This window comes from Bartonella sp. CB10SXKL (genome assembly GCF_042195515.1).
GTDB lineage: Bacteria > Pseudomonadota > Alphaproteobacteria > Rhizobiales > Rhizobiaceae > Bartonella.
On sequence record NZ_JBHION010000007.1, the window covers coordinates 19,041 to 44,094 of the forward strand.

Here is a 25,054-nt window from a genome sequence, read left to right on the forward strand (position 1 = left end):
TCAAAGCATTTGTTTGATAAAGAGTTACCATATTTAGAGTAGTGATTATTCGGTAAGAAATTTAAATATAGATGGTTTTATCAATATGGCGTGTATCTTTTTAATTCAAGTGCTGGTTTTAATGATAAGAAAATCAGAATTTTAGAACGTTTTTTCTAGGGAAGAGATTTTTTAAGCTGAGTTTATGAAATAAAAGGATATTTTGAAAAGAAATCTTTGTTTTTAATGTGTTCTTGAGATAATTTTGAAATTCTTTTCTCTGATTAAATCCCTTATAAGCTATATAAAATCTATAAATTATGCAGAATAAAATGAGTAACCTCTATTTGTGGGGATACAGTGGTGAATCTGTTAAAAATAGTTCAGTTAGCAACAATGGCTTACCCGTTAACCGCAAACGGGAACGGCGTGCCCATAGTGCACCTTGTTGACCAATATGAATGTAATCGCGGGTTAATTTGTCATTGTTAAATAAATAATGTCCTAGAGGTACAGTTCCCAAATGCATCAAGGCTTGATTGTGTAGGAGGGTTTCTTGTGGAATTACAGTGCGTCCAAGGAGCCAAGGTTTATTATCTCCCATTAATATGATTTCGCGTAGCCAATAACGCGCACTTTCGGGGAGATGCTCTGCTTCTTCTGTTAATTTATCTTGCGTAATAAAACATTCGCGTTGTGGTTGAACTTGGAGGCAGGTACAATATTTCTTTAATCGAAGCGTCATCGAGCCCGATTCCATGAGCCAATCGCGAACGTTTTCTGGTATTGGAGGATTTTGATCAGAGAACCACGTTAGAGGCGGTAAGATGGAATCTTCAAGATCAGACATCGTTTTACTCCACAGCTAAAGTCTTATTCCATATGTTATGTTGGGTTAAATAGATAGCTCTATTGTAATACAAGGAGTATAAAAGCAGCAAGATTTTAACAGGAAGATATCAAAGGGAAAGTCGATTGCAAAGGTTTTTAAAAGAAGATATGCGGGAAGTATATATTATAGGATTATTTTCATTAAAAAAGCAAAATAAGGTATTATGTTTTATCCAAGGCGCTTTCACAATGCGTTACGGAAATTTCTTTATCGCATGAGAGCAATGGGAAAAATGTTTCGTACTTTAAAATTCGTTTGTAACGCATATAAAGAAGAGCTAAAAATTCATCTATGCAAGATGATATAAAGAGGAAGTTTTAAGAGGAACAAAACTTTATTTTATACTTTAGAAAGTGAAGAGGTATTCAAATCTTTTGAATTGAGATGTAAAGGGGATCGTATTCTTTATAATCAAGAAATTTATATTAATGCATATATTTTTGAAAACTTTAAAATACATTATATTGTTAAAAATTACTTCACATAACATAATTTGTAGTAATTCTATAATAAAGTTACATTAATATTATTTCATATTTATTTTATATACTATTTTCTTTCATAGATTAGAAAAAATTCTTTATCATTTTGTTCTTACCGTCTCTCTTTATTTCTTAAGATGCAAAAAAGCTCTTCGAGTTTTCTTGGTAAAAAGGGCATTGTTGATAGAGTGTAAGCTATTAAGCATTATACGGTAGAATTTTTAATCATCGTTAGTGATTTTTGTAACCTTATGAATTGTTATTCAGTGAGATATGCTGGATTTGCGCACGTGGTACAAAAATCAGTTCGTATTTCGTTAAAATAACGCAACATATCTCTCCTGATATGCGTAAGTTTATATAGGTATGAAATGGTGCGTTATAAAGTTCTTTACTGCATTTCGTTTTATAATACGGTGATGGTGTATGCCTAAAATCGCAGCTTAAGCATCTCACCATCATATCAAAATTGGTAACACCAAGTTACAAGAAAATATTTCAAACTCTGCTAGTTGTTTCCTAGTTTTGTATTGAATTCCAAAAGGTGTAAAAAATAAATACTCTATGATCGAATTTTTTGTCCTATCCATATAAGAATACAGGCTCCTATAAAACCTGAAATAAGATAGCCAAGCCAACCAGCAAAACTTACACCTAAAAGACTAAAAAGAAAGCTTGCTAGCGCAGCGCCAATAATCCCTAAGATAATATTTAACAATATTCCTGTTTGGCTTTTCATAATATACTGTGCAGCCCAACCTGCAATCCCGCCGATAACAATAGCTGCAATCCAGCCGATGTTTGCATTTTCCATGATACCCTCCTTTGCCTGAATTTAAATTGTAACTAGAGTAAACTTTGTAAAAATCAAGGTTTATTCCTTTTTTACCCAGTGGAAAGGATATTGCTTTTAGATATTTTACTTATTACTTTCCTTTATATTAAAATAATATTCACATTTGTATCATAATAATACTTAATAAGTATAAATATATAATACATTTTAATTTATAAACAAATTAATTAATTTAGAAATACGAATAAAATAATAAAATATTAGTGAAAATGTTTTAAGAACTCATAAAGTGTATTTATAAGCTTTTTAAAGCTCTCTCTTAAATTGAAAAAAACAACTGTGATTAAAGCAATAAGTAAAATGGATATTTAAAAGTTTGGAGCTTGCCAATTGATATCAATGATGTTTGAAATTAAAACTGCTTTGTTGACACGTTATAGCGTGGCTGTATAGGTTTAACCTCTACAGATCTTGATATAAATATTGCATTTTTGTGGGGTTTTGCATTCCTTATAGAGCATTTCTGTTTTGCTGCTACTGTGAAGCGATCCCCTTTTTACAAGGCGAGTTTAGGTTGGAACTATCATACTCTTGACCTACTCTTTATGTGTTTAACAGTCTTGGCTTTGAGATGGTTAGGCATTTTTATGTCTTTCTTCAAGAGTTCTATTCTACATGCTGCTTTGTTTGTAATGTGCAAGCAAATGACTTTGAGCAATTCATCATGAATAGATTTTAAATGAAAGAAATTTACGATGAAGAAAGCTCATTTAAATTGTCAAATAATAAGATGTTTTGATTAAATCAATATCTTGACCATATTCAAAATTGAATAATCGATGTGATGTGTGTTCTATTCAAGTTATTTGAAAAGTTTAAGTTTTTTCTGTTTGTTCTTCAGCAGGGGTGCGTAGACGAGAACTTTGAAGAAGTCCCTGTTCTTCTAAAATGGGGTAGATCATTGAGGTCAAAAGAGAGTTGATTTGTTTGAGGTCGCGCACAGTGTCGAGATGAAGACTGGATGATTCTACATTTTTGAGATCCCCTTCACGCAGACGTTTAAAATGTTTTAAACTCATCTCTTTTTCTAAGTTTCGTAGTTGATCTTTTTTTTGTACCAATAGGTGTGCAGTATGTGTATCACGTGAGACGAGAACGTTAAATGCTATATGCGCGTTGGCTAGTACAATGGCGTGGAAACGAAGGAGATCACTCCAGCCCTCGCTGCTGAACTGTAAACCTTTTTGTTGTTTCTTTTTAACCAGCATCAGCATATTATGAATAATGATATCGCCTGCTTGGTCTAATTTTATACAGGCGCCTAGAAGTTCTTGCGTTTGAAGAGCTTCTTCGTCAGATAATTTTTGTCCCGCTAATCGTGCAAGATAAAGTTTGATGGCGATATGTTTTTTGTCCAATATGGTGTTGAGTTGGTTGAGTTCACGAATAATATTGGGGTCAGGATTTTCATAAAGTCCCATGATTTTTTCTAGCATGATGTCTACAAGATCACAAATATGAATGACTTCACGCATGACATTTGAGAGAGCGAGAGTTGGGCGTTCAAGAACACTGTCATCAAGAGCTGTTTGATCGGATAAATTGAGCGTTTTGTTAGCTTGCATTTTTTTTGCACTTATATTCACGATCTGAGTGGTTAATTTTAAAACCCATTTTGAAAGTGGTATTCCAGCAAGGAGAATGAAAACATTAAAAATGATATGGGCGTTGATTACTTGAGTAGGGGCGTTATTGCCAAGCCATGTGATGGGAGGGTGAAAGGAGAGAAATAAGATAAGTATAAGGATTGAACCGGCCCCACGCATGAGTAAATTTCCTAAGGGAACGAGGCGGGTATTAGGAGAGGCGTTGCGCGTTAAAAGTGGTGCTATAAGAGAAGAGCCAAAGTTGACACCAAGAACCATGACAACACAGAGTTGCGTATGAATAAGATCGTAATTGGCAAAATTGACCAGCAAAATGATTCCTGCGATGGATGAATGTAAGAGGTAGGTTAAGCCAGCAGCCAACAAAAAAGAGGAAACAGGATCGGTTGAAAGATAACGAATGATGCTAGGCAAAATTTCGCTTTCACGTAAAGGTTCTGTCGCTGTACTTATCATCTCTAAAGATAAAATCAAAAGACCAATACCGATGACAATACGTCCTATTTGACGCCATTCACGTTTTTCTGTTGTCATGAAGATACAAGTGCCCATTAAAAGACACAAGGGCACAACAAGAGTGAGGTCATAGGTGAGAATTTTTACAACGATTGCTGACCCTAATTCTCCTCCACGTACAGCCATAAGTCCTGCTACTCCAGAGACAAAACCAGATTCAACGAAAGAACCAACGAGGAGCGTTATTGCTGTAGAGCTTTGTAAAATCATTGCTGTAAAAAGTCCAAAACTTACAGCAAACAATGGTTTTGAAATGACGTGGCACATTTTATATTTAAGTCTGTCACCATAGGCGCGTTCAATTCCTGTGCGCACCATGCGTGTGGCCCAGAGAAGTAAAGAAATAGCGCCGGCAAGATGAAGGAGTACCAATGAACCATTCATGATACTTTATTCTTTCTTTGTTGTTGTGAATGTGGTTACTTCAAAATTAATAAATTGAAGTTTATTGTTTTTATTTCACTTTTGCTTTTAATACTTGATTAAAATCATAACCGCTTGGATTTTGAAAAACCTTTAGACCAAAACAGGGCAGAATAGAATAAAGGTGATCAAAAATATCGCCTTGAATTTGTTCATAGTCTATCCAAACGGTGGTGTTCGTAAAGCAATAGATTTCTAAGGGTAAACCATTTTCTGTAGGAGGTAATTGCCTTGCCATATAGGTCATATTAGGGTTGATATTTAGATGCTGTTGTAGATAAGCAAAAACATAAGCACGAAAAGTTCCAATGTTGGTTAAACGGCGCGTATTGGCTAAAACATCATGATTTTTATCTAATTGAGCATTCCATTGATCAATTTCTGCTACTTTTTGCGTGAAATAATTTTCTAATAAATTAAATCGAGAAAGATATTTTTGTTCTTCTTCTGTGAGAAAATGGATACTTGATTGATCAATAAAAAGGGAGCGTTTGATGCGTCTGCCACCTGATTCTTGCATGCCACGCCAATTTTTAAAAGGGTCGGTCACAAGTTTACGGATAGGAACTGAGGTGATGGTGTTGTCGAAATTTTGAACTTTAACAGTATGCAAGGCAATTTCAATAACATCACCATCGGCACCGAGATTGGGGATTTCAATCCAATCTCCAACGCGAACCATATCAGTGGATGAAATTTGAATACCGGCAACGAGAGAAAGGAGCGTATCTTGAAAAATTAACATGAGAACCGCGGCCATTGCACCAAGACCGGAGAAGAGAATAAGAGGGGAGCGGTCAATCAATGTAGCAACCATTAAAATTGTTGCAACAGCAAAAAGTGCAATTTTAGCAATTTGAATATAACCTTTTATTGGTTTTAGTCGTGCTGTTGGTCGTTGTTCGTAAAGGATGTTAATGACATTGAGACAGGAAGAAATTGTCAGGACAACAAAAAAGATAATGAAGGCGTTGGCAACATTACCGATGACAGTGCTAAATGCATCGGGCAATGTTGGAATAAAATTAACACCAATTGAAAGAATAAAAGCTGAAGTGATATTTGCCATGTATTGAATAGCATTATTAATATCGATCGTTGTATTTTTGGGAAGAAAAGAAGAGAGTTTTTTTGCTCCGTGAATAAGTAATTTTCGTCCTAGAAAGTTCACTAGAAGGGCAGCTATAGTAAGAATAATAAGCCAAGAAATAGCCTCTAACCACGGATATTGAACAATAAATTCGATCACTTTTTTATTCTCCATTTCTAAAAATATATGCAGTTGAGGGTTTAAAATTTTACAACTGCTTAAGAAGGAAGTATTGGAATTATGCTCTAAAGTCGTTAAATATGCAAAAAAGAATTTTCAAACTCTGTGAGAGATAATGCGTTTTCCGCCCGATTTCCTTAATGAACTGCGTACGAGACTCCCAATTTCAACAGTGATTGGGCAACGGGTGGATTTTGATCCTCGAAAAAGTAAGCCTTCACGGGGAGACTTTTGGTGTTGCTGTCCATTTCATGGTGAAAAAACGCCAAGTTTTCATTGTGATGATCATAAAGGGCGCTATTATTGTTTTGGTTGTGGTGTAAGTGGAGATATTTTTACCTTTTTGTGTGAGCTTGATGGATTGCACTTTTCAGAAAGTGTAGAGCGTTTGGCTGATTTTGCGGGAATAAAACTCCCTATTTTGGATTCACAAAGTCATAAACGTCAACTGGAAAAAGCTGACCTTTATGATGTGATGAAAATTGCTACAGATTTTTTCCAATATAATTTACGCGATAAAGAAGGTACGCAAGCACGTCGTTATCTGGATGCACGTGGTGTTACACCAGAGCTTGTAGAGCGTTTCCGCATTGGTTTTGCACCGGTAAGGCGTACAGCTTTGAAAGAAGCTTTGAGTGCACGGGGCATTTCAATAAAGCAAATGGAAGAATGTGGGCTTCTCTCAGTGCATGAGGAGAGCGCGGATTCTTATGACCGATTTAGAAATCGCATTATGTTTCCTATCGAAGATTTGCGTGGACGTGTGGTGGCTTTCGGAGGGCGTGCATTAGAGAAAGAGACACGAGCAAAATATCTCAATAGCCCTGAAACAGTGCTGTTTCATAAAGGAAATATACTTTATAACGCGGCAGCAGCTCGCAAAAATAGTCGCTTTGTTGGCGATGAAAAAATTCATTCACTCCTTGTTGTTGAGGGGTATATGGATGTCATTGCATTGACTAAAGCTGGTTTTGAAGGAGTTGTAGCGCCCTTAGGGACAGCATTAACGGAAGCGCAAATTGAGCTTTTATGGCAGATGGGGAAGGAGCCTATTTTGTGTTTTGATGGTGATGATGCTGGTTTAAAAGCTGCTTTTCGTGTTGCTGATCGTGTGTTGCCTCTTTTAAAGGCTGGGGTTTGTGTACGCTTTGTTTTGTTGCCACAAGGGAAAGATCCTGATGAAATTGTTTGTGCTGGTGGAGCACAGCTTTTTTCTTCTTTTTTGCAAAAAGCTATTCCTTTGAGTGAGCTTTTATGGTGGCGTGCTACCTATGGAAAGCATTTTGAAATTCCAGAGACACGAGCAGCGCTAGAAAAACAACTAAAACAACAAATTTTTACGATTAAGGATGAAGATGTCCGTCGTTATTATTTGCAAGATGTAAAAAAACGCCTTTTTGATTTTTTTCGTCCCTCTTTTTCGAAAAAAAAGGGGGGAGGGCGATATGATCAATCTTCACCAAATAGGACCTTTAAAGATCAAACCTTTTCTCTGTTAGCAAATTCTGAAATAGTACGAAATTCTTCGCAATCTATTCCTTTGCGTGAAGCAGTGATTTTACTCACTTTAGCTTACTATCCTGAGTTGTGGTATGAAAATTTTGAAATTCTTTCTGAGTTAGAATTAAAAAATACTCAATTGATAACTCTTCATCAAGCTATGTTGGAAATTCTTGGGGACCAACAGCTTCATGATAAAGAGACGATGGTTGCATTCTTAGAGAAAAGAGAACAAAAAGCTCTGTTAGAGCGTATGAAACATCTTGTGCAAAATATTGGTATGCGTATTATCCTTGGTGGAGCCCCTATAGAAGATGCACGTGCTATATTAAAACAAGCTGTCTACTTGCATCTTCAAGAACACCACCTACATAAGAGATTACAGGATATTGAAGAGCAACTTGTAGAAAATCCTAAGAGTGAGGTTTTTGATCTGCTTCGTGAGGTAAAAAATGAGCTGGAGCAGATGCAGGCAACAGAAGCGTTAATTGAAGGGTTTGGAAGTTGGTTGGATGAAAAAATAGACGGGAATACACAAGATACGATAAAATGATTCGCTTTTTTAATGCGAATCAGTCACTTAAATTTTAGATGAGGAACTTTATGTGGAGTGACATTTTTATAAAGATGACAATTAAATTTTAGAAAAAGCGGGTAAATTTTAGGAAAAGCGGGAAATTGGTTCTTACGATAGGGTACAGAGATTATCTCAGAAGGGCTGAGAGGTGTCGGGGAAACTTCTGGAGTTTTCCCGCGTTTTTGTCTGGATGTCGAGTTTGTCTGGATGTCAGGGCATATACAAAATGTATTCTTTCCAATAGTAATCTCTTAAAAGGAAGTATATATGAGTAACTATTGGTAGATTTTAGTGAGAACAAACAAACTGGTCACATGGAAACTATGGTTACATGGAAACTGTGAAGTGATCGAGTGGAGTTATGGTATGGCAACAAAGGTTAAACAGAAAGATAATGCAGAAGTAACAAGCCAAGCGAGTTTGGATAGTCCTCTTCTTGATTTTTCTGATGATGCCATCAAGAAAATGATTAAGCTTGCCAAAAAAAATGGTTACGTAACAATGGATGAACTCAATGCAGTTCTTCCTTCTGACGAGGTTACATCCGAACAAATTGAAGATATCTTGGCGATGTTCTCTGAGATGGGGGTTAATGTTGTGGATGATGAGGATGAAGTTGAGTCTGAAAATTATGAAGAAGAAGTTACGGTAGAGGGTGGTGATTTAGTAGAAGCCTCTAGCCACGCAATTGCAACGACAACGAATAAACGCGAAGTAACAGATCGTACGGATGATCCGGTGCGTATGTATTTGCGTGAGATGGGAGCTGTTGAGCTTCTTTCGCGGGAAGGCGAAATTGCCATTGCTAAGCGTATTGAAGCAGGGCGTGAGACAATGATTGCGGGACTTTGTGAGAGTCCTTTGACTTTTCAGGCTCTTATTATCTGGCGTGATGAGTTAAAAGAGCAGCGTATTCTTCTTCGTGAAATTATTGATCTTGAAACGACTTATGCTGGTCCAGAAGCAAAGCAGGCTCCTATTATTGAGCGAAGTGAAGTTGATAAGACGGTAGAAGAAAAAATGTCTTCTGGTATACGTAATATGGGGGAGAGCGCAGGAGAGAGAAATATTGAAGACGATGATGAAGAAGACGATGACGATGTTAACTTATCGCTTGCTGCAATGGAAAATGAGCTTTGTCCTCAAGTTATGGAAACATTGGATTTTATTGCTCAAACCTATGTAAAATTACGAAAATTACAAGATCAGCATGTTGAAAGCAGTTTGGCAGAGCGTAAAGAGGGGGCCCTTACTTCTTCTCAGAAGAAGAAATATATTCAATTAAAGGGTGAGTTGATTCAAGCAGTAAAATCTCTTTCTTTAAACCAAAATCGTATTGAAGCTTTGGTTGAACAGCTTTATGACATCAATAAGAGATTGATTCATAATGAAGGTAAGCTGAAACGGATTGCCAATAGCTATGGCATTGGCCATGAGGACTTTTTAAAAGAATACCAAGGGCGTGAATTGGACGCAGATTGGATGAATTATATTGCTGCTTTGCCTACACCTGGTTGGAAAGAGTTTTCGGTGCGTGAAGCAAAAGAAATCCAAAAACTGCGAAGTGAGATACAAAATCTTGCGCAAGAAACGGCTATTTCGATTGGTGAATTTCGTCGGATTGTTATGCAGGTGCAGAAAGGTGAACGCGAATCAACTATTGCGAAAAAAGAGATGGTAGAATCTAATTTGCGTCTTGTTATTTCAATTGCAAAAAAATACACTAATCGTGGTTTGCAGTTTCTTGATCTTATTCAAGAAGGCAATATCGGTTTGATGAAGGCTGTGGATAAGTTTGAATATCGGCGCGGCTACAAGTTTTCAACTTATGCAACATGGTGGATTCGTCAGGCTATTACACGTTCAATTGCAGATCAGGCACGTACAATTCGTATCCCTGTTCATATGATTGAAACAATTAATAAAATCGTTCGTACCTCGCGTCAGATTCTCCATGAAATTGGACGAGAACCAACACCAGAAGAATTATCTAGCAAGCTTTCTATGCCGTTAGAAAAAGTACGAAAAGTTCTTAAAATTGCAAAAGAACCTATTTCTCTCGAAACGCCTGTTGGTGATGAAGATGATTCCCATTTGGGTGATTTTATTGAGGATAGGAATGCGTTATTACCAATTGATGCAGCTATCCAAGCTAATCTGCGAGATACGACAACACGCGTTCTTGCTTCATTAACACCGCGGGAAGAACGTGTTTTGCGGATGCGTTTTGGAATAGGGATGAATACAGATCACACGTTGGAAGAAGTAGGACAACAATTTTCAGTTACAAGAGAGCGTATTCGTCAGATTGAAGCAAAGGCACTTCGTAAATTGAAACATCCTAGCCGTTCACGAAAATTGCGCAGTTTTCTCGATTCTTAAATAAAGGAATTCTTGTGCATTTTAATAACTTCCTCTTTCTTCTTAATGAAGGGGGGAGGTGCGTCATGTTGTACTTGGATACTTTCTTGAGAAAAACATGGGAAGAATTTGAATAATCTAGAAAGTTTGCGATGTTTAATGTTTTTCTTAGCTTTGGGGCTTTATACTTCTCTGTCTCAAAAGAATAGATATAGGGCAAAGGGTGTTTATGGAGTAGAGAGTAGGGGGGCTTTCAAGAAATGAACGATAAAAACATTACCTTGCGTATAGCGCAGCTCGTTTTTTAAGAAATTGGATCTATTAGGAATAAACTTATATTGCAACATACGGACTTTTTGATGAAAAATGTGTATTCTTTTGCGGGATTTTTCTATCATTTTAGGTGACTCATTTTATTCTTTGTCAGTTTATAAAGGGATGTTTCAATAGGTTATGTTCATTTATATGCGCTATTTTTGAATATTCTCTTTTTATTCAGATAGATTTTAAGAACATGGTTTAAAGTATACATTGAGTTGAATCTTTTTAAGAGACAGAAATAGATGAAATTATAGAAATTAAACGTTTTATTTTTATAGATCGTCTTAATTAAAAAAGGTGTGTCTGAGTTTATGAGTGGAGAACTCCCCTTTTGGAAAGTAAAAAAATTAGAAGAGATTTCCATTTCTGAGTGGGAGAGCCTTTGTGATGGCTGTGGCCGTTGTTGTCTCCATAAAGTTGAGGACGACGATACGGGTGACCTTTATGCAACCAGTATTGCTTGTCGTCTTTTAGATGGGGAAACTTGCAGGTGTCGAGATTATGCTCATCGTAAATCAATTGTACCAGATTGTATGTCGCTAGACATTACGACAGTTAAAACAGCGCGTTGGCTTCCAGAAAGTTGTGCTTATAGATTAATTTATGAGGGAAAAGATCTTCATTGGTGGCATCCATTAGTATCAGGAGATTGTCAGACGGTACATACAGCGCGTATTTCTGCACGCGGACAAATAGAGGTTTACGAAGACGAATTATTATCTGAGGAAGAATATCTTTATCACATTACTGGTCTTCTACGTGAAGGCCAGTAATGTAATTTTTATACAACTGTTTGTGACTTAATCGATCGCAAAGACTACAGTGACGCTCACGTTATAATTTAACTCACCACCTGCAAAATTTGTATTTGCGTAGCTTACATCTGCTGCTCTACTCATGAGACGTGGTGTTGGGTGATAGTAATCATCCTTTTCATTGATTTCAATAATTTTTCCTAATTTTAAATCGGCCGCTTGCGCTATCGTTTGCGCTTTTTCAATGGCTTCAGTAATGGCTTTTTTACGTGCTTCTTGATAAAATGGCTTTGTATCTGCGTTGGTAAAAGTAATGCCGTTAACTGAATTAACACCTAGTGACATCGCTTGATCAAAGATTTTACCAGCATTGGTAAGATCACGAATGCGTACGGTTAAAGAATTTGAAACATGATAGAGTTTTTCATTATTCTTTTTTTCGTGCTGTTTATCAGAGGTTGACTGATAAATGGATAAGCCTGATGTTTGCAAATCATTTGCTTGGATACCATTGTTTTTAAAAGCTTTTATAATATCATTGATGGATTGATTATTGGAAGCTAATGCCTTTTGGGCAGTTTTATCATAGGTAACAACGGCTAGATTAATAATTGCCATATCCGGTGCGGCTTGACTTTCTCCGATTGCTGTCACTGTAATTGTTGCATTTTTCATTTTATTTTCTTCAGCATAAGCACGTACAGTCAACGATGTGGTTAAGAGTGTAAATGCTAATATAACTGTTTTAACCAGAGAACCCTTCAGTGGTTGAATTTTCTTTTCTATCATATCTATACCTTTATATTTGTCAGTTAATTATTCTCTCATTTTTAAGAGTTTTTGTAAAGAAATTAGAGCACTGAAAAAAAAACCAATAGAAAAGAGAAAAAGATGGGTTATAATCTTTGTCAGCTCTTGTATCATAGGGCATTTTAGTTTAGAGAGAAACAACCTATGTGGGGCCTGTAGCTCAATTGGTTAGAGCCAGCGGCTCATAACCGCTTGGTTGGGGGTTCGAGTCCCTCCGGGCCCACCAATAGGGAAATATCCAATAGAAAAATGGATCGCTTATATAAAAGTTTTGAGATTCTACCTTTTTCGTTTTTTTTATTTATTTTCCTGTTTGTTCTAAAATCCTTTAGTCGTTGTTTGTTTCATTTTTTTTCTCTCAGTCACTTTAATATAAAGTGAGGGTATATTTTTTTAGTCTCATCAAAGAAGTTCTCTCATTTGCAACATTGTAGCATTTTGATTAACTGATATGTGTCGCTATTTACTTGCTTAATTCATATACTGTTTTGTACTTTTCTTGTGTGATGTGCTTCATAAAATAGAAGGCTAAAAGCTTCATTGGATAAATTTATTTATACTTGTTCTGCAAATAAACAGATCTCAATAAAACCAATTTTAAAGATTGGACCTGTTCAGAACAAATGGCTCAAAAAACATTTAGTGTAAATTTGCTTTTTTCTAAGTGATGTTAATGTCTTTTAGACGTTCGAATAGCATCATCGTGATGAAAGGTTGTATATAAGAGAATGTGATCTATAGGCGTTCATATGTATCATGGGGTCAACGATGATAACATTTGTTGATATTTTCTTTTTCCCAAGAAAGGAGTTCTATTTGATTTTTGAGAAATATTGTTCATAGTGACGGAGGCGTGTTCTTTGAAAAGAATTTCATCAATTGTTCTTTGAAAAATCAATTGAGTGATTGTTTCTATCGCTTTGCATCATCCCGATTTTATTGTAATAAGCATTTTATTATTCTGTAAGAAATGTTTTCTATGATATTAGAAAATTCGTTAAAATGCCATTTTCTGTCTTTGTGTATTTTTTTCTTAATGTCCAAATTATAGAGTTTTCATGTGATCCGAATTATTATTGAAGAGCAGACGTCTTTTTTAATTTTACTCTCATAAGGGATTGGCAATATTGCGGTAAACCTACCACTTTTTTGTATTGCTAACCTTTTTCTCGTATTGATCGTGTTTTATCTTTGTTATGAGTTTTCTCTCTTATGAAAAAGTATTGGCAGGGAGGGTGATTTTTTTTTGTAAAAGTACACTTCTTCTTCAAAATCATACTTTGACAATATAATTCTTCATTTGCATAAGGGAATTTCTCTTGCATAAGGGAATTTCTCTCTTGTTGTAAATCTGCATACAATTTACCTACAAAGATTGTGCGTGGTGATTCGTTTTATTTTTTAAGAGTATCATTTTTGCTTATGATAGAGACTTATATTAGTATTTACAAAGTGCGTTTAGAGGGGAGGTTACCTGTAAACGTGTTACAGAGTTTTAGGTAGTGTGACTCTGTTTATAAGAATTTATTCCTATAACATTGTTATATTCTTGCTTTGCAATATTGTTAAAAAAACATAGATGGTGCTATGTAGAATAAATTGTGATGTATTTTTTTCAAAAAAGCTTTTTCGTGTTCTCTTATATAGAGTTCAGGAGTGTCTTCAGGGATATTTTCACATTAGTTTTCATTGGTCCGAATCGCAAGATCTGCGTAACATTATTCGCGTTTTTGATAGATTATACCAATTTTCATAAGTAAGGTCTGGGTCGTGTGATGCTTTCTGTTTCACCATGGTACATGACTAATAGAACTTCATCTGATTTTGTAAAATAAGTTTGTACACAATTGCTTCCATACTGCCTATTGCAAATATTTTTTTCTAAGGTATGAGATATATTTGAACGCTTTAGCGTTATATAGTTTGACTACATGGAGTATGACTATGAAGAATGATAAAAAATTTGAAACAACTTTATCTGATATTATTGTGAAATGGGAGTCTTTATCGACGTCTCAAAAGCAAGCGATATTGGATAAAGTAGAAAATTCTACAGATTCTGCTCATTCAACAGAACATTTAAGGCTTCAATCTTCTTTTTATCTCCAGACGAAATCAAAGTTATGAGTTTTAAATCTTCATCGGAGATGTTGAAACCAGTTATTACATATATGGCACTAGCATTTCCCAGTGTGTTCAAAATAGCCATGAGTTTATCTACAGAAGGCCTCTTTCCCCCATTTATCATTTGTTGGACGTAATTTTGTCCACAGCCTGCAGCTCTGCTTATTTCAATCATTGTTCGTCCGTCACTTTTTATCAATTCAACTAAGCGTTGGAACCAATCTTTTTCAGTCTTTGTCATTTTTAGACCTTTACATATTTACGCTATAGCGTTAATATTGCGTTGCGAATCCAGAATATATGATACAAGGAGCGTGAAAATATCCATGTGTAGCTCTTCGCTAAGGAAGCATATAGAGTTGTTTTTAACTAATAACAAAATGTCCCCATACACTTTCAGATTCGAATCAATAAAAATGGTTGCTTAGTTCCACGGTTGTGAAAAAGTAAATGTGTATACCAGAAAGGGCGATACACACTCGTATGTTTATGAGATTTCACTGTGATAGTATACGTAGCAGCATTATAAATCAAGATATACCCCAACATCAGAATTTGTAAAAAAATTCTGCGTTGAGGTAGTATGTGAATATAACGAAGCTTTAGAGCCTTAAGAGATAGGATAATGGCTGTAGAAAAAATGTAAATTCATAGGCAAAGAATACTGATTTCTCCTTTATTGTAATAAATTAGATCACTATCAGATGGTATATCGTATATATGCATTAAAAAATTGGGAAATATCAAAAAAGTGATCTTGGATATTTTATTAAACAGGAAGGTAATCTAATCCACAAAGGTGGTTGTTTGGTAGAATTATACATTCGATCAATGCCCTTATGGGGATGAGTGTGTTTTTATGATGCTGCGGTTTATAATGAAGTCTGTGTTTACAATGATATTGTTATTTATAACAATGCATTAACATATGGTTGTGTAGTCGTTCGTAAGAGTTTGCATGTTTATGAAAAATAAGAACTTTATCGTTATTTGAATATGAGTGGAGATGCATATGTTTACGCTAATGCGGTCTTTTTTGATCAAGTTTTGAATGTTCAATGTATTGAATTTTATGGTGATACTCGTGATTGTAGAAAGGCTCGAGTTTATAATGATGCTTTAGTTTATGGTGATGTAAAAATTTGTGGGAAGGCAAAATTTTACAGAAATGCTGTGCTTTGTGACAGTGAAGATTTTTGTAATAATGAAAAACTTTCATATAGCCGCATTCCACATGGCGTAAAAAGGAAGATAGGAACGATTTGGGCAAGGCTTTTATGATTGCATTGCGTCGTTAGTTTTATTTGACGTTCCTTATTTTTTGTATTTTGTGTCAATAAATGTGTCGCAAATAATTGGTGTGAGTGTAGATTTAGCCGCTTTCAGAGATTTGTTTGCGCCATTGATCAATGCTTTAATGGAGAAAATAAGAATGCCGAGAGTGATTGTTCACACTTGGAACATGCAATTTATTGCATTCTTTTTTTGATTGAGGATGAAATAAATTGGTCAAGATGATCACTTGAGCGACAATTAAGGGAGATCCAAATGAGTGTAAACGAAATTTTATTGGGAGCAATGGTTGTTGTTTTGTTGTGCAGCGGGGTTATATTTCGGTTTTCTTTATATTATCGCAGTCAAGTGAAAATTTTAAAAGAGGAATCTAGAAGAATAAAGCATGAGTTTTTAAGAGATTCTATGAAGATGACTGAAGAACGAGATAGAGCTATTAGAGAGCAAAGTATGGTGATTAAAAGACGTGACCAAGCAATTGAAAAACTGAAAAAACAAATTAAGCAATATGAAAAAAATGAAAAGAAATATAAAAAAATGCTTAAATCTGAAGATGATAAAGAGTGATTGTATTCATATTTTGCATTAAAGGGTTTGAAAATGTGTTAGGAAGATTGGAATGACGAGAGAGATAAACTTTAATGAAGCCAATTATGGTGCTGATGGAGATATTGTATTAGAAGAGAATATTCAAGTTTACTCTGATTTTATGAAAACATTTAAGTTTATAAGACAGAGCGTCGTTGGTCATAAAATAAGAGTTTATGATGATAAACCAGTTTATAGGTAGGCTGGTTATTAAAAAGCGCGTCTATACAATCCAGAAATTTTATATTATTGCTGGAAACAATTTTGCACGTTCCTTTTAGATGTAAGGTATAAATGCTACGATAGTTTCAGCTAATAGGTATAAAAAATTGCATGATAATAGGAAGAAAGAGATATTTGCTTTTTATGAAGATGAAATGGGTAAGTCAGTTATGATTATCAGATACAGAAGAGGAATATGAACGTAAAAGATATTAATATCTTGTAGAGTAATTATATCTCTCATTGATGTTTATCTTCTCTTCATGTGCGTTTATTTTTTATGAAAAATACAAGACTTAAGAGATTTTCTTTTTGATAAAGGCTATAGAGATTTGTGTGTGATTGAAAATAAACACATAATCTGTAAGAATATGACTGTTATTTGTAAGCGTCAGAAATAATACAAAAAACGCCCTCTCATTGAGGGAAAAACAATCACTGTTCATTTGTCACAAAAATAACTCAACATACCATTATACAAAATAAACGCTTGTTTTAATGGTAAAGAACGTTAGGATTGTAGTTCTCTAATAAGAGCCTTATGTGTAACTTCTTTTATTTGCTCAATATTGATTAGGATATCTTGTTTTGTTGGATAGCCTTTACTAGAAAAAGCAATTTTTTGTGCATCTCCTGAGATTAAACGCCAGTACCATTGATTGTGAACTCCTTGAAACACCTCAAAATACATGTTTCTCACCTCATAAAATAGCTGATAATTTTCAGGATAAATATTTAACTAATCCGTTTGTAAACATTAATGTATGTCTCTATAGGAAGTCGTCAATATATTCCCCTTAAATTTTCTGACTTAAAAAAATAATTTCTATGAGAGCTATTATTCTTTTAACAAGAAAAAATTTCTTGTCAATAAGATATGAATGAGAATTTTATACTATAAAATTATTTTTTTAAGTTAAAGACACTATACTTTCACTTACAACGCAAATATTTTTATTGTCGTTACAGAAACAAAATTTATAAATTATACAAAATTTCACCAGCACGGATAAAGTAAAAACACTTTTCTCCATACTGGTAGAGTTTAATCATTTCTTGTTTTTTCTTTTGAAATAGACGTTTATTGATTAGCTATAACCTCTTTTTGGGATACGCTTCGAATGAGTAAATCAATGAATAAGCTAAGGGTGTAAGAATTGGCCATTTTAGCTTTCATATCGATAAGAGAGGTTGTAGTTTTAGGGTTAAAACTATTTGATAAACCTTGTCTTGACAAATATTGCTGCAATTTTTCATAAGAACTGTCGATTTTTTCTTGATTTAGTTTTTCGTTACGATCACTATCGGCAAGTGTTTCTTCCAGTCCCTCGATTTTTTTAATAAAATAATTCCAGTCAAAATCACCTTTTGTATATTCGGTGTCAAACATTTTTCCTTGTCCAGTTAAAAGCCAATTAATATTGACACCGTATAACGTGCGGTATGTTTGTAAGACACTAAGATTGGGTTCTCTCTCTCCACGCTCATAAAAAGCAATGGAATTTTTTGTCATGCTAAAACTTTTAGCTAAGGTTTCACGTGATGGATCGCCTAAAGCAAGACGTACATAACGTAAACGTTTTCCAAATATGGTTTTTGATTCAGTTTCAGGACGTGCCACGAATTATCTCCCTCGGTAAATCATCATGGTATAAATCATTAAATAATAAAAGCACACTATGTATTAATATTCTATGATATAATGTCAATATTATAGCTTTAATTTCTTTTTATTTTTTTATTTTCGTGGATAGAAAGCAATCTTTCACTTATTGTATTGACAATTGATATTCACTTCAAAACAAAATTCCTTGTTTGCTACATTTGTCTCTTGCTTTTTTTGAGAGAATTTTCATGTAACTTTACCATATATATTCTATACACCTCTGCATTAATAGATGCAACTTTAAAGAGATGCAAACTTTGGATTTGTACTGGGTGTGCTTTAGATGAAGTAGAAAATAAACTTTGAGGAATGATCATGGCCCTATTACGCTATTTTGGGTTTGCTTTTTTTTTCACGATTATTGGTGTCTTTTTAGGAGGGGTTATTGGTTGGTTTGAGACGGAAAGTATTACTGGTTTTCTTAAATATTTTTTTATTTGCGTTGTTTTAGGAATTTTGGAAATTTCTTTATCTTTTGATAATTCTATTATCAATGCGCGTGTTCTTAGTAGAATGAGTCCATTGTGGCGTCGTCGTTTTCTTATATGGGGCATTTTGATAGCTGTATTTGGGATGCGAATTGTTTTTCCATTATTGGTGGTTGTCGTTGCTGTTGGGATTAATCCAATTGCGGCAGTCAAATTAGCGATATGGGAACCACATCGATATGCTGAAGTTTTAACCGATGCGCATATGGGGATTGCTGCTTTTGGAGGAACTTTCCTTATGATGGTTGGCTTAAAATATTTTTTTGATTCTGAAAAAGAGGTGCATTGGCTTAATGTTATAGAGAGACCTGCTCAAAAGTTTGGGGCGCTTGTTGGAATTGATATTGCAATTGTTTTGATTTTGATCTTATTTGTTTCAGGTCAGATTGACGCAGAAAATAAAATAACTTTTTTATTGGCAGCCCTTTATGGACTTTTGACCTTTATCGGTGTTGAAGTTGTTGGTTATCTCTTGGATACTCCTCAAAAGACTTTAACAACAGTAGCTCACGGGGGGGTAGGGGCGTTTCTTTATTTAGAAGTTCTTGATGCTAGTTTTTCTTTCGATGGCGTGGTTGGTGCTTTTGCCTTTTCACACAACCTTTTTATTATTGCGATAGGTCTTGGTATTGGTGCATTTTACGTTCGTTCTATGACAATTATGTTGGTTGAATCAGGAACATTATTGCATTATCGTTATTTAGAGCATGGTGCTTTTTATGCAATTCTAGTTCTTGCAGTGATTATGTATCTGCAAACGATTATATCGGTTCCTGAAGTTTTAACAGGACTTGTGGGAATCTGTATTATTGGAATGGCATTATATTCTTCGATTCGTTTTAAGAATCGTCAATTGTATAAACATGTTGTGTCTAAGTAATGGAGATTTTCACGCTTTTGTTTATCGCATATCTTTGAATAGAAAGAGGTCTGTCATGCAAAATAAAATACTATTTTATTGCTTATTTGCGTTTTTTAAAGTTGAGTTCATTGCATGATACTACCCATGAAGGGAATAATGTACAATCTCTAGGATACTTTTTGACCTAAATATAAGACAGAAAGCTGATGTTATACTTTTTACCAGCTTTCAATATTATGACAAGCTCTTGCATTTAATGGGGTATAAGAAGCATTCTTACTGTTTTCTTGAATGATTTATTCATACATTGATTCTCTTTGTAACGTGTAAGAGAATGTTTTTGAAACAGGTTTGAAATGAGAGAATTTACGATATTCTGGACTCTTACTTAAATATGTGTAAAATAATTCATCCTTTATAAATCAGTGTATTATAATGGTAGATTAGAGAAGGATATTTTAAGAGACCATTAAAAGTTCTATACCAGCTTCGTTCATCGTTTTAAGCATAGTGTTTAGTGATCCGTTTACATCAATACCAGCACAGGCATTTAATGAAACACTGACTTTAAAACCGCATTGCATAGCGTGAAGAGCAGAAAATCCGACACAAAAATCAGTTGCTAAGCCACACATAATGAGCTTAGTAAAACCATGTTCTTTGAGATAAACTTGTAAACCTGTTGGTGTTTTTTGATCATTTTCAAGAAAAGCAGAATAGCTATCCATTTTTTGATTATAGCCTTTTCTAAGGATAAGTTGTGCCTTTTCTACTCTAAGAGATGGATGGAATTCTGCTCCTTGTGTTCCTCGTATGCAATGATCAGGCCAAAGTATTTGAGGACCATAGTCAAGAATGACTGTATCATAGGGCTTTTTTTCAGGATAGCAGGAAGCAAAGCTGCAATGGTTTTTGGGATGCCAGTCTTGGGTTAAGATAACGTGGTCAAAATGATTTATGAGATTATTGACGGCGGGTAAAATAGCATCACCTTGTGGTACGGCAAGTGCTCCACCTAGTAAGAAGTCATTTTGAACATCAATGACGATTAAGGCTTTTTTTTCCATAAATATATTCCTATACGAGATGAGCTTTTATCGTATTTTTAAAAAGCTATATGTCGTCTTGAAGTTTTGAAATGATGTGCTGGATATTGATATTATTTTTATAATTATCAAGCCAAAAGAGGGGGATGGATAAGTTTTTACAATTGGTTTTATAATTTTTTACGAATTGTAACCACGTACCAATGGGAAGTGCACTGTATTCATTTGTTGCTACGTGTTGATGCAAAGCTTTCATGATCATTGGGCTTGGGACGTCAGATCCCATAAGGCGGCGGTCGTTTTGTAAACGTAATTTAAGCCATATCAAGGCAAGGGGTGAGGTCCATTGCTTTCCGTAGCAAAAAATCGATGAAAAAAGAGAAGGATTTTTTACTGTGTAATATAAAGCCCATAAAGCGAGAAAAGAAGGCGCATAGAGAATTGCTTTTCTTTGTGGTACCATATTACATTGATAAGTTGGTTTAATACGATAAAAATACAATGTTATATCTGGTATGGAAAAGAGAGGTAATGTTTGATAACAGGTTTCAGGTACAGCTAAAAAGATCTGCTTTTTGCTTTTTAGGGAGATGTTTTTTTGCATTCAGGACCATACTGGGGCTTGTGAGATTAGAAAAAATGTACCAATATAAAGCGAAAAGCTTTTGATACGATGTAAGTGCTATTTACTGTACAGTTTCAAAAAGCAAAAGCATTTTTTTCAAAATCCTAATCTTTAATATCGCACAATATAAAGAGAAATTTATGGCACGTCAATTTATCTATCATATGGCTGGGCTTAACAAGTCTTACGGCAATAAAAAAGTTCTAGAAAATATTCATTTGTCTTTTTATCCAGATGCAAAGATCGGTATTTTAGGGCCAAATGGTGCGGGGAAGTCAACTATTTTACGTATTATGGCTGGGCTAGATAAGGAATATACGGGAGAAGCATGGATTTCTGAAGGAGCACGCTGTGGTTATCTACCACAAGAACCTTTGCTTGATGCGAGCAAAGATGTGCGTGGCAATGTAATGGAAGGTGTTGCAGATAAACAGGAAATTCTTGAGCGTTATAACGAATTGATGATGAATTATAGCGAGGAAACGGCTGATGAAAGTGCACAGCTTCAGGACATTATTGACAGTCAGAATCTTTGGGATTTAGAAAGTCAAGTGGAAATGGCTATGGCTGCTCTTGGTTGTCCGCCAGCCGATGGGGATGTAACAAAACTTTCGGGTGGTGAGAAGCGGCGTGTTGCACTTTGTAAATTGCTTTTGTCAAAACCTGATTTATTACTTTTGGATGAACCGACAAACCATTTAGATGCTGAAACGACGGCTTGGCTTGAGAGGCATCTACGTGAATATCCAGGGGCTGTGCTTTTGATAACCCATGATCGTTATTTTCTCGACAATGTAACGGGTTGGATTTTAGAGTTAGATCGCGGTAGAGGTATTCCTTATGAGGGGAACTATTCTGCTTATTTGGGGGCTAAAGCCAAGCGTTTGGCTCAAGAAGGCCGTGAAGAGGCAGCGCGTCAACGTGCTTTATCACGTGAGCAAGAATGGATCGCTTCTAGTCCAAAGGGGCGACAAGCAAAGTCAAAAGCTCGGATTAAGGCTTATGATGAGTTGGTTCAAGCAGCCCGTGAGCGCCGTCCTGGAGAGGCACAAATTATTATTCCTATTGGAGAAAGATTAGGACAGGTTGTTATTGAGGTTGATAATCTCTCTAAAGCTTATGGTGAACGTGTATTGATTGATTCTCTTTCTTTTAAACTTCCTGCTGGTGGCATTGTCGGCGTTATTGGGGCCAATGGTATGGGAAAGTCGACCTTGTTTAAAATGTTGACGGGACAGGAACAGCCCGATTCAGGTCAAATACGTATCGGTGAAACAGTTCACATGAGTTATGTGGATCAGAGTCGCGATTCTTTGGTGGGGGATAAAACTGTTTGGGAGGAAATTTCTGGTGGAAATGACATTATTAAATTAGGTAAATATGAGATGAATAGCCGCGCTTATTGCGGGGCTTTTAATTTCAAGGGGGCAGATCAGCAGCAGAAGGTGGCAAATTTATCAGGAGGGCAGCGCAATCGCGTACATTTGGCGAAACTTCTAAAAGAGGGGGGGAATGTGCTTCTTCTTGATGAACCGACAAATGATCTTGATACTGAAACATTAGGTGCATTGGAAGATGCATTGGAAAATTTTGCTGGTTGTGCAGTTATCATATCGCATGATCGTATGTTTCTTGATCGATTGGCAACACATATTTTAGCCTTTGAAGGTGATGGTCATGTAGAATGGTTTGAAGGTAATTTTGCTGAATATGAGGCTGATAAAGTTCGTCGTCTTGGGGCGGAATCTCTTAATCCTAAGCATGCAAATTATAAACCTCTTACACGCTAGAAATTTTTTTCTTATCTCAACTTTGTTGGAATAATAGTGTACTTTATTGCGTTTGTTATTTCATAAATAAAGTGTGTGTACTCTGTGTAAGTTTTTATTCATTAAACAAAGAGTAAGAGACACTTTATGAAATTATGACCTAAATAGGGTTATTCTACTCATGATATATAACCGGTTATTGCTTGTAAAATTGCAATGAAAAGGAGGGGATGAAGAGTATAGTACTATTTCTACGAATGCTCTGGTCATTGAGCATTATTATCTTTACTTAATAAAAATGCAAGTTGGCATTATCATGTTATTTATTTTTTCTCAATGGTATGCAGTTCTTGTTTTGAGGTGGGTATAAAAGATATTTTTATCCATATGTCCCCTCCGTTTATGAGCTGTAAGAGAATGATTTGGATTGATTTATCATGAATAGATTTGAAATGAGAAAAATTTACGGTATTCCGGTTTTTTATTCAAGTTAACAATGAATGAATTATTATTATAAATCAATGCATTCTCATTATAACAAGCTGCAGGGAGATAAGATCTGTTCGTTTTTTACATTAGCCTATTTTTTTCATAGTATGATAAAATAGAGAGAACAAAATAGATGAGAATATGCGTTGTATGCTTGACTTTTTTTCCTATAAACAAATGTTTATAGGAATGTTTAGGGGATAATTATGCAAAAAAGTGCAAGTTTAGATGCAATGATTGTGCTGCTGAAAGCGGTCGCAGAAGTAAGCCATTTACGTGTTCTTACGCTCTTGCGTCATGAAGATTTAACAATTCCTGATTTTATTTTTATTCTTGATCAGTCGCAAGCGTGTATATCACGATATTTACGTTTCTTGTACGAAGCTCGATTGATTGAGCGTTATCAGAAGGGAGATAGCCTTTATTTTAAGCTTTGTCATGATTTTTGGGGTAAAGACATTGTGATGGGTGTTCTTTCGGCTTTGCCAAAGCATGATGTGTTGTTAGCGCATGATTTAGAACGTTTGAAGGATGTCAAAAAGCAGCGTCAAAAAACGAGGAAGAAGCATTTCTTACAAAATACGTTGCAATGGGATGTATTACGGTCATCCTATATGGCAGATCAGGGTGTAGAAAACGCTTTACTTGAAATCATTGGCGATAAACCATTTCAGACGATGCTGAATATTGGAAGAGGTGGAGGCTCTATCTTAAAATTGTTTTCTAATCTTTATACGCATGCGGTTGAAGTCGTGCTTGATAGCAATGTTTTGCACTTGTCTGTTGGAGATACAACTTTTGATTTAGTTATTCTTCATTGGGTTTTACATTTTCTTGAAAATCATGAAATATTTCTTCATGAAATATCAAGAGTTTTGCGTCCTCATGGCCGTTTATTGATTGTGGATTTTGGTTATCATGAAATTGAGCCTTCATATTCCGATCAAGCGCATATGCGTCTTGGATTTTCGGCTTTACAAATAGAACAATGGCTTAAAAATGCGGGACTTGTTCTAGAACAAACGGTTTGTCTTACTCCTATACAAAATGAAAACAGTGAGGAGGGTATGGTTACGCTTTGGCTTGCTCGTGATCCGCGTTTATTGGTTGACGATATCAAAGATAAACAAGTAGATTTTGCATAAATCGCGTTTGTTAACGTGCTTTATTCTCTGATTTTTCTCAAGGAATAGCGTAGAGATAAAACTTTATTCAATCATTGATAAGCTATTGTTTTTTACATTTGTATTATGTTTTTATATGGGAGTATTGGTGTTTTATAGCGGCGTGTAGGCTGTATAATGAAAGCACCTTCTATAGAGTTAAGCCTATGAGGATCATTATTTAAGGTGTTCTTGATATCATATTTATGTTATTAGCCAATATATTGATTTTAAAAGATCATTGATTTTTTTAGACTCAATGAGAGGTTTGAATACAGGAATATTTTTTCATTTCAAATTTCCTGTTTCAGAATCTAAAAGAGTCTGTTTGTCTGTTACAAAAGAAGGTATTTATCTTAATGATACCGTT

General features: G+C 35.1%; 20 protein-coding genes and 1 tRNA gene. 11 read left to right on the forward strand and 10 right to left on the reverse strand.

Annotated features, from left to right (window positions below):
- Nucleotides 1-322 precede the first annotated feature (322 nt).
- From ubiC to ACFIK3_RS05010, 4 genes are all read right to left on the reverse strand, one after another.
- Nucleotides 323-829 (reverse strand): chorismate lyase, encoded by a 507-nt coding sequence (ubiC, locus tag ACFIK3_RS04995; protein ID WP_375621383.1) that lies wholly within the window; start codon nt 827-829, stop codon nt 323-325.
- 1,086 nt (nt 830-1,915) lie between these two features.
- The gene (locus ACFIK3_RS05000) at nt 1,916-2,167 is read right to left on the reverse strand and encodes a GlsB/YeaQ/YmgE family stress response membrane protein (protein ID WP_273790808.1); all 252 of its coding nucleotides are present in this window, start codon (nt 2,165-2,167) and stop codon (nt 1,916-1,918) included.
- An 857-nt stretch (nt 2,168-3,024) separates the two neighbouring features.
- Nucleotides 3,025-4,716: a Na/Pi cotransporter family protein gene (locus ACFIK3_RS05005; RefSeq protein WP_375664781.1), complete on the reverse strand. Its 1,692-nt coding sequence runs from the start codon at nt 4,714-4,716 to the stop codon at nt 3,025-3,027.
- Between the two features lie 70 nt (nt 4,717-4,786).
- Nucleotides 4,787-6,004, reverse strand: coding sequence for a mechanosensitive ion channel family protein (locus ACFIK3_RS05010; protein ID WP_375631190.1), 1,218 nt, complete (start codon nt 6,002-6,004; stop codon nt 4,787-4,789).
- Nucleotides 6,005-6,140: 136 nt separating this feature from the next.
- Here ACFIK3_RS05010 and dnaG point away from each other — a divergent pair, with 136 nt between their 5' ends.
- The 3 genes from dnaG (at nt 6,141) to ACFIK3_RS05025 (ending at nt 11,557) form a co-directional block, all read left to right on the forward strand.
- Nucleotides 6,141-8,078, forward strand: a complete 1,938-nt coding sequence (dnaG, locus tag ACFIK3_RS05015) for a DNA primase (protein ID WP_375631189.1) — start codon at nt 6,141-6,143, stop codon at nt 8,076-8,078.
- 390 nt (nt 8,079-8,468) lie between these two features.
- Nucleotides 8,469-10,484 carry an RNA polymerase sigma factor RpoD gene (gene rpoD / locus ACFIK3_RS05020; RefSeq protein WP_273790804.1) on the forward strand — a complete coding sequence of 672 codons (2,016 nt, stop codon included), beginning with the start codon at nt 8,469-8,471 and terminating at the stop codon, nt 10,482-10,484.
- A 611-nt stretch (nt 10,485-11,095) separates the two neighbouring features.
- Nucleotides 11,096-11,557: a YcgN family cysteine cluster protein gene (locus ACFIK3_RS05025; protein WP_273790803.1), complete on the forward strand. Its 462-nt coding sequence runs from the start codon at nt 11,096-11,098 to the stop codon at nt 11,555-11,557.
- A gap of 27 nt (nt 11,558-11,584) precedes the next feature.
- Here ACFIK3_RS05025 and ACFIK3_RS05030 read toward each other — a convergent pair whose 3' ends face one another.
- A complete protein-coding gene (locus tag ACFIK3_RS05030; protein ID WP_273790802.1) occupies nt 11,585-12,328 on the reverse strand; it encodes an SIMPL domain-containing protein in 744 nt (247 codons plus the stop codon).
- A gap of 170 nt (nt 12,329-12,498) precedes the next feature.
- Here ACFIK3_RS05030 and ACFIK3_RS05035 point away from each other — a divergent pair.
- Together ACFIK3_RS05035 and ACFIK3_RS05040 are read left to right on the forward strand one after the other, a co-directional pair.
- Nucleotides 12,499-12,575 (forward strand) — tRNA-Ile (locus tag ACFIK3_RS05035).
- A gap of 1,718 nt (nt 12,576-14,293) precedes the next feature.
- Nucleotides 14,294-14,476, forward strand: coding sequence for a hypothetical protein (locus ACFIK3_RS05040; RefSeq protein WP_273790801.1), 183 nt, complete (start codon nt 14,294-14,296; stop codon nt 14,474-14,476).
- On the opposite strand, the gene ACFIK3_RS05045 is transcribed toward ACFIK3_RS05040, so the two are convergent.
- The gene (locus ACFIK3_RS05045; RefSeq protein ID WP_007347852.1) at nt 14,400-14,714 is read right to left on the reverse strand and encodes a helix-turn-helix domain-containing protein; all 315 of its coding nucleotides are present in this window, start codon (nt 14,712-14,714) and stop codon (nt 14,400-14,402) included. The genes ACFIK3_RS05040 and ACFIK3_RS05045 overlap by 77 nt on opposite strands.
- A gap of 755 nt (nt 14,715-15,469) precedes the next feature.
- Between ACFIK3_RS05045 and ACFIK3_RS05050 the strand changes: the two genes are divergently transcribed.
- The 3 genes from ACFIK3_RS05050 (at nt 15,470) to ACFIK3_RS05060 (ending at nt 16,556) form a co-directional block, all read left to right on the forward strand.
- The gene (locus tag ACFIK3_RS05050; RefSeq protein WP_375631187.1) at nt 15,470-15,754 is read left to right on the forward strand and encodes a hypothetical protein; all 285 of its coding nucleotides are present in this window, start codon (nt 15,470-15,472) and stop codon (nt 15,752-15,754) included.
- A gap of 267 nt (nt 15,755-16,021) precedes the next feature.
- Entirely contained in the window at nt 16,022-16,333 is a 312-nt protein-coding gene (locus tag ACFIK3_RS05055; RefSeq protein WP_273790799.1) for a hypothetical protein, read from the forward strand.
- A 52-nt stretch (nt 16,334-16,385) separates the two neighbouring features.
- Nucleotides 16,386-16,556, forward strand: coding sequence for a hypothetical protein (locus ACFIK3_RS05060; RefSeq protein WP_375631186.1), 171 nt, complete (start codon nt 16,386-16,388; stop codon nt 16,554-16,556).
- A 531-nt stretch (nt 16,557-17,087) separates the two neighbouring features.
- Here the strand turns inward: ACFIK3_RS05060 and ACFIK3_RS05065 are convergent.
- Entirely contained in the window at nt 17,088-17,267 is a 180-nt protein-coding gene (locus tag ACFIK3_RS05065) for a DUF1508 domain-containing protein (RefSeq protein WP_273790798.1), read from the reverse strand.
- A 390-nt stretch (nt 17,268-17,657) separates the two neighbouring features.
- Nucleotides 17,658-18,197 carry a helix-turn-helix transcriptional regulator gene (locus ACFIK3_RS05070; RefSeq protein ID WP_273790797.1) on the reverse strand — a complete coding sequence of 180 codons (540 nt, stop codon included), beginning with the start codon at nt 18,195-18,197 and terminating at the stop codon, nt 17,658-17,660.
- A 360-nt stretch (nt 18,198-18,557) separates the two neighbouring features.
- Between ACFIK3_RS05070 and ACFIK3_RS05075 the strand changes: the two genes are divergently transcribed.
- A complete protein-coding gene (locus tag ACFIK3_RS05075; RefSeq protein WP_375676339.1) occupies nt 18,558-19,610 on the forward strand; it encodes a DUF475 domain-containing protein in 1,053 nt (350 codons plus the stop codon).
- A 440-nt stretch (nt 19,611-20,050) separates the two neighbouring features.
- Here ACFIK3_RS05075 and pncA read toward each other — a convergent pair whose 3' ends face one another.
- Entirely contained in the window at nt 20,051-20,659 is a 609-nt protein-coding gene (pncA, locus tag ACFIK3_RS05080; RefSeq protein WP_273790795.1) for a bifunctional nicotinamidase/pyrazinamidase, read from the reverse strand.
- Nucleotides 20,660-20,705: 46 nt separating this feature from the next.
- Entirely contained in the window at nt 20,706-21,242 is a 537-nt protein-coding gene (locus ACFIK3_RS05085) for a hypothetical protein (RefSeq protein WP_375666928.1), read from the reverse strand.
- A gap of 161 nt (nt 21,243-21,403) precedes the next feature.
- Here ACFIK3_RS05085 and ettA point away from each other — a divergent pair, with 161 nt between their 5' ends.
- Together ettA and ACFIK3_RS05095 are read left to right on the forward strand one after the other, a co-directional pair.
- Nucleotides 21,404-23,053: an energy-dependent translational throttle protein EttA gene (ettA, locus tag ACFIK3_RS05090; RefSeq protein ID WP_273790793.1), complete on the forward strand. Its 1,650-nt coding sequence runs from the start codon at nt 21,404-21,406 to the stop codon at nt 23,051-23,053.
- A gap of 674 nt (nt 23,054-23,727) precedes the next feature.
- Nucleotides 23,728-24,666: an ArsR/SmtB family transcription factor gene (locus ACFIK3_RS05095; RefSeq protein WP_375667419.1), complete on the forward strand. Its 939-nt coding sequence runs from the start codon at nt 23,728-23,730 to the stop codon at nt 24,664-24,666.
- Nucleotides 24,667-25,054: the final 388 nt, after the last annotated feature.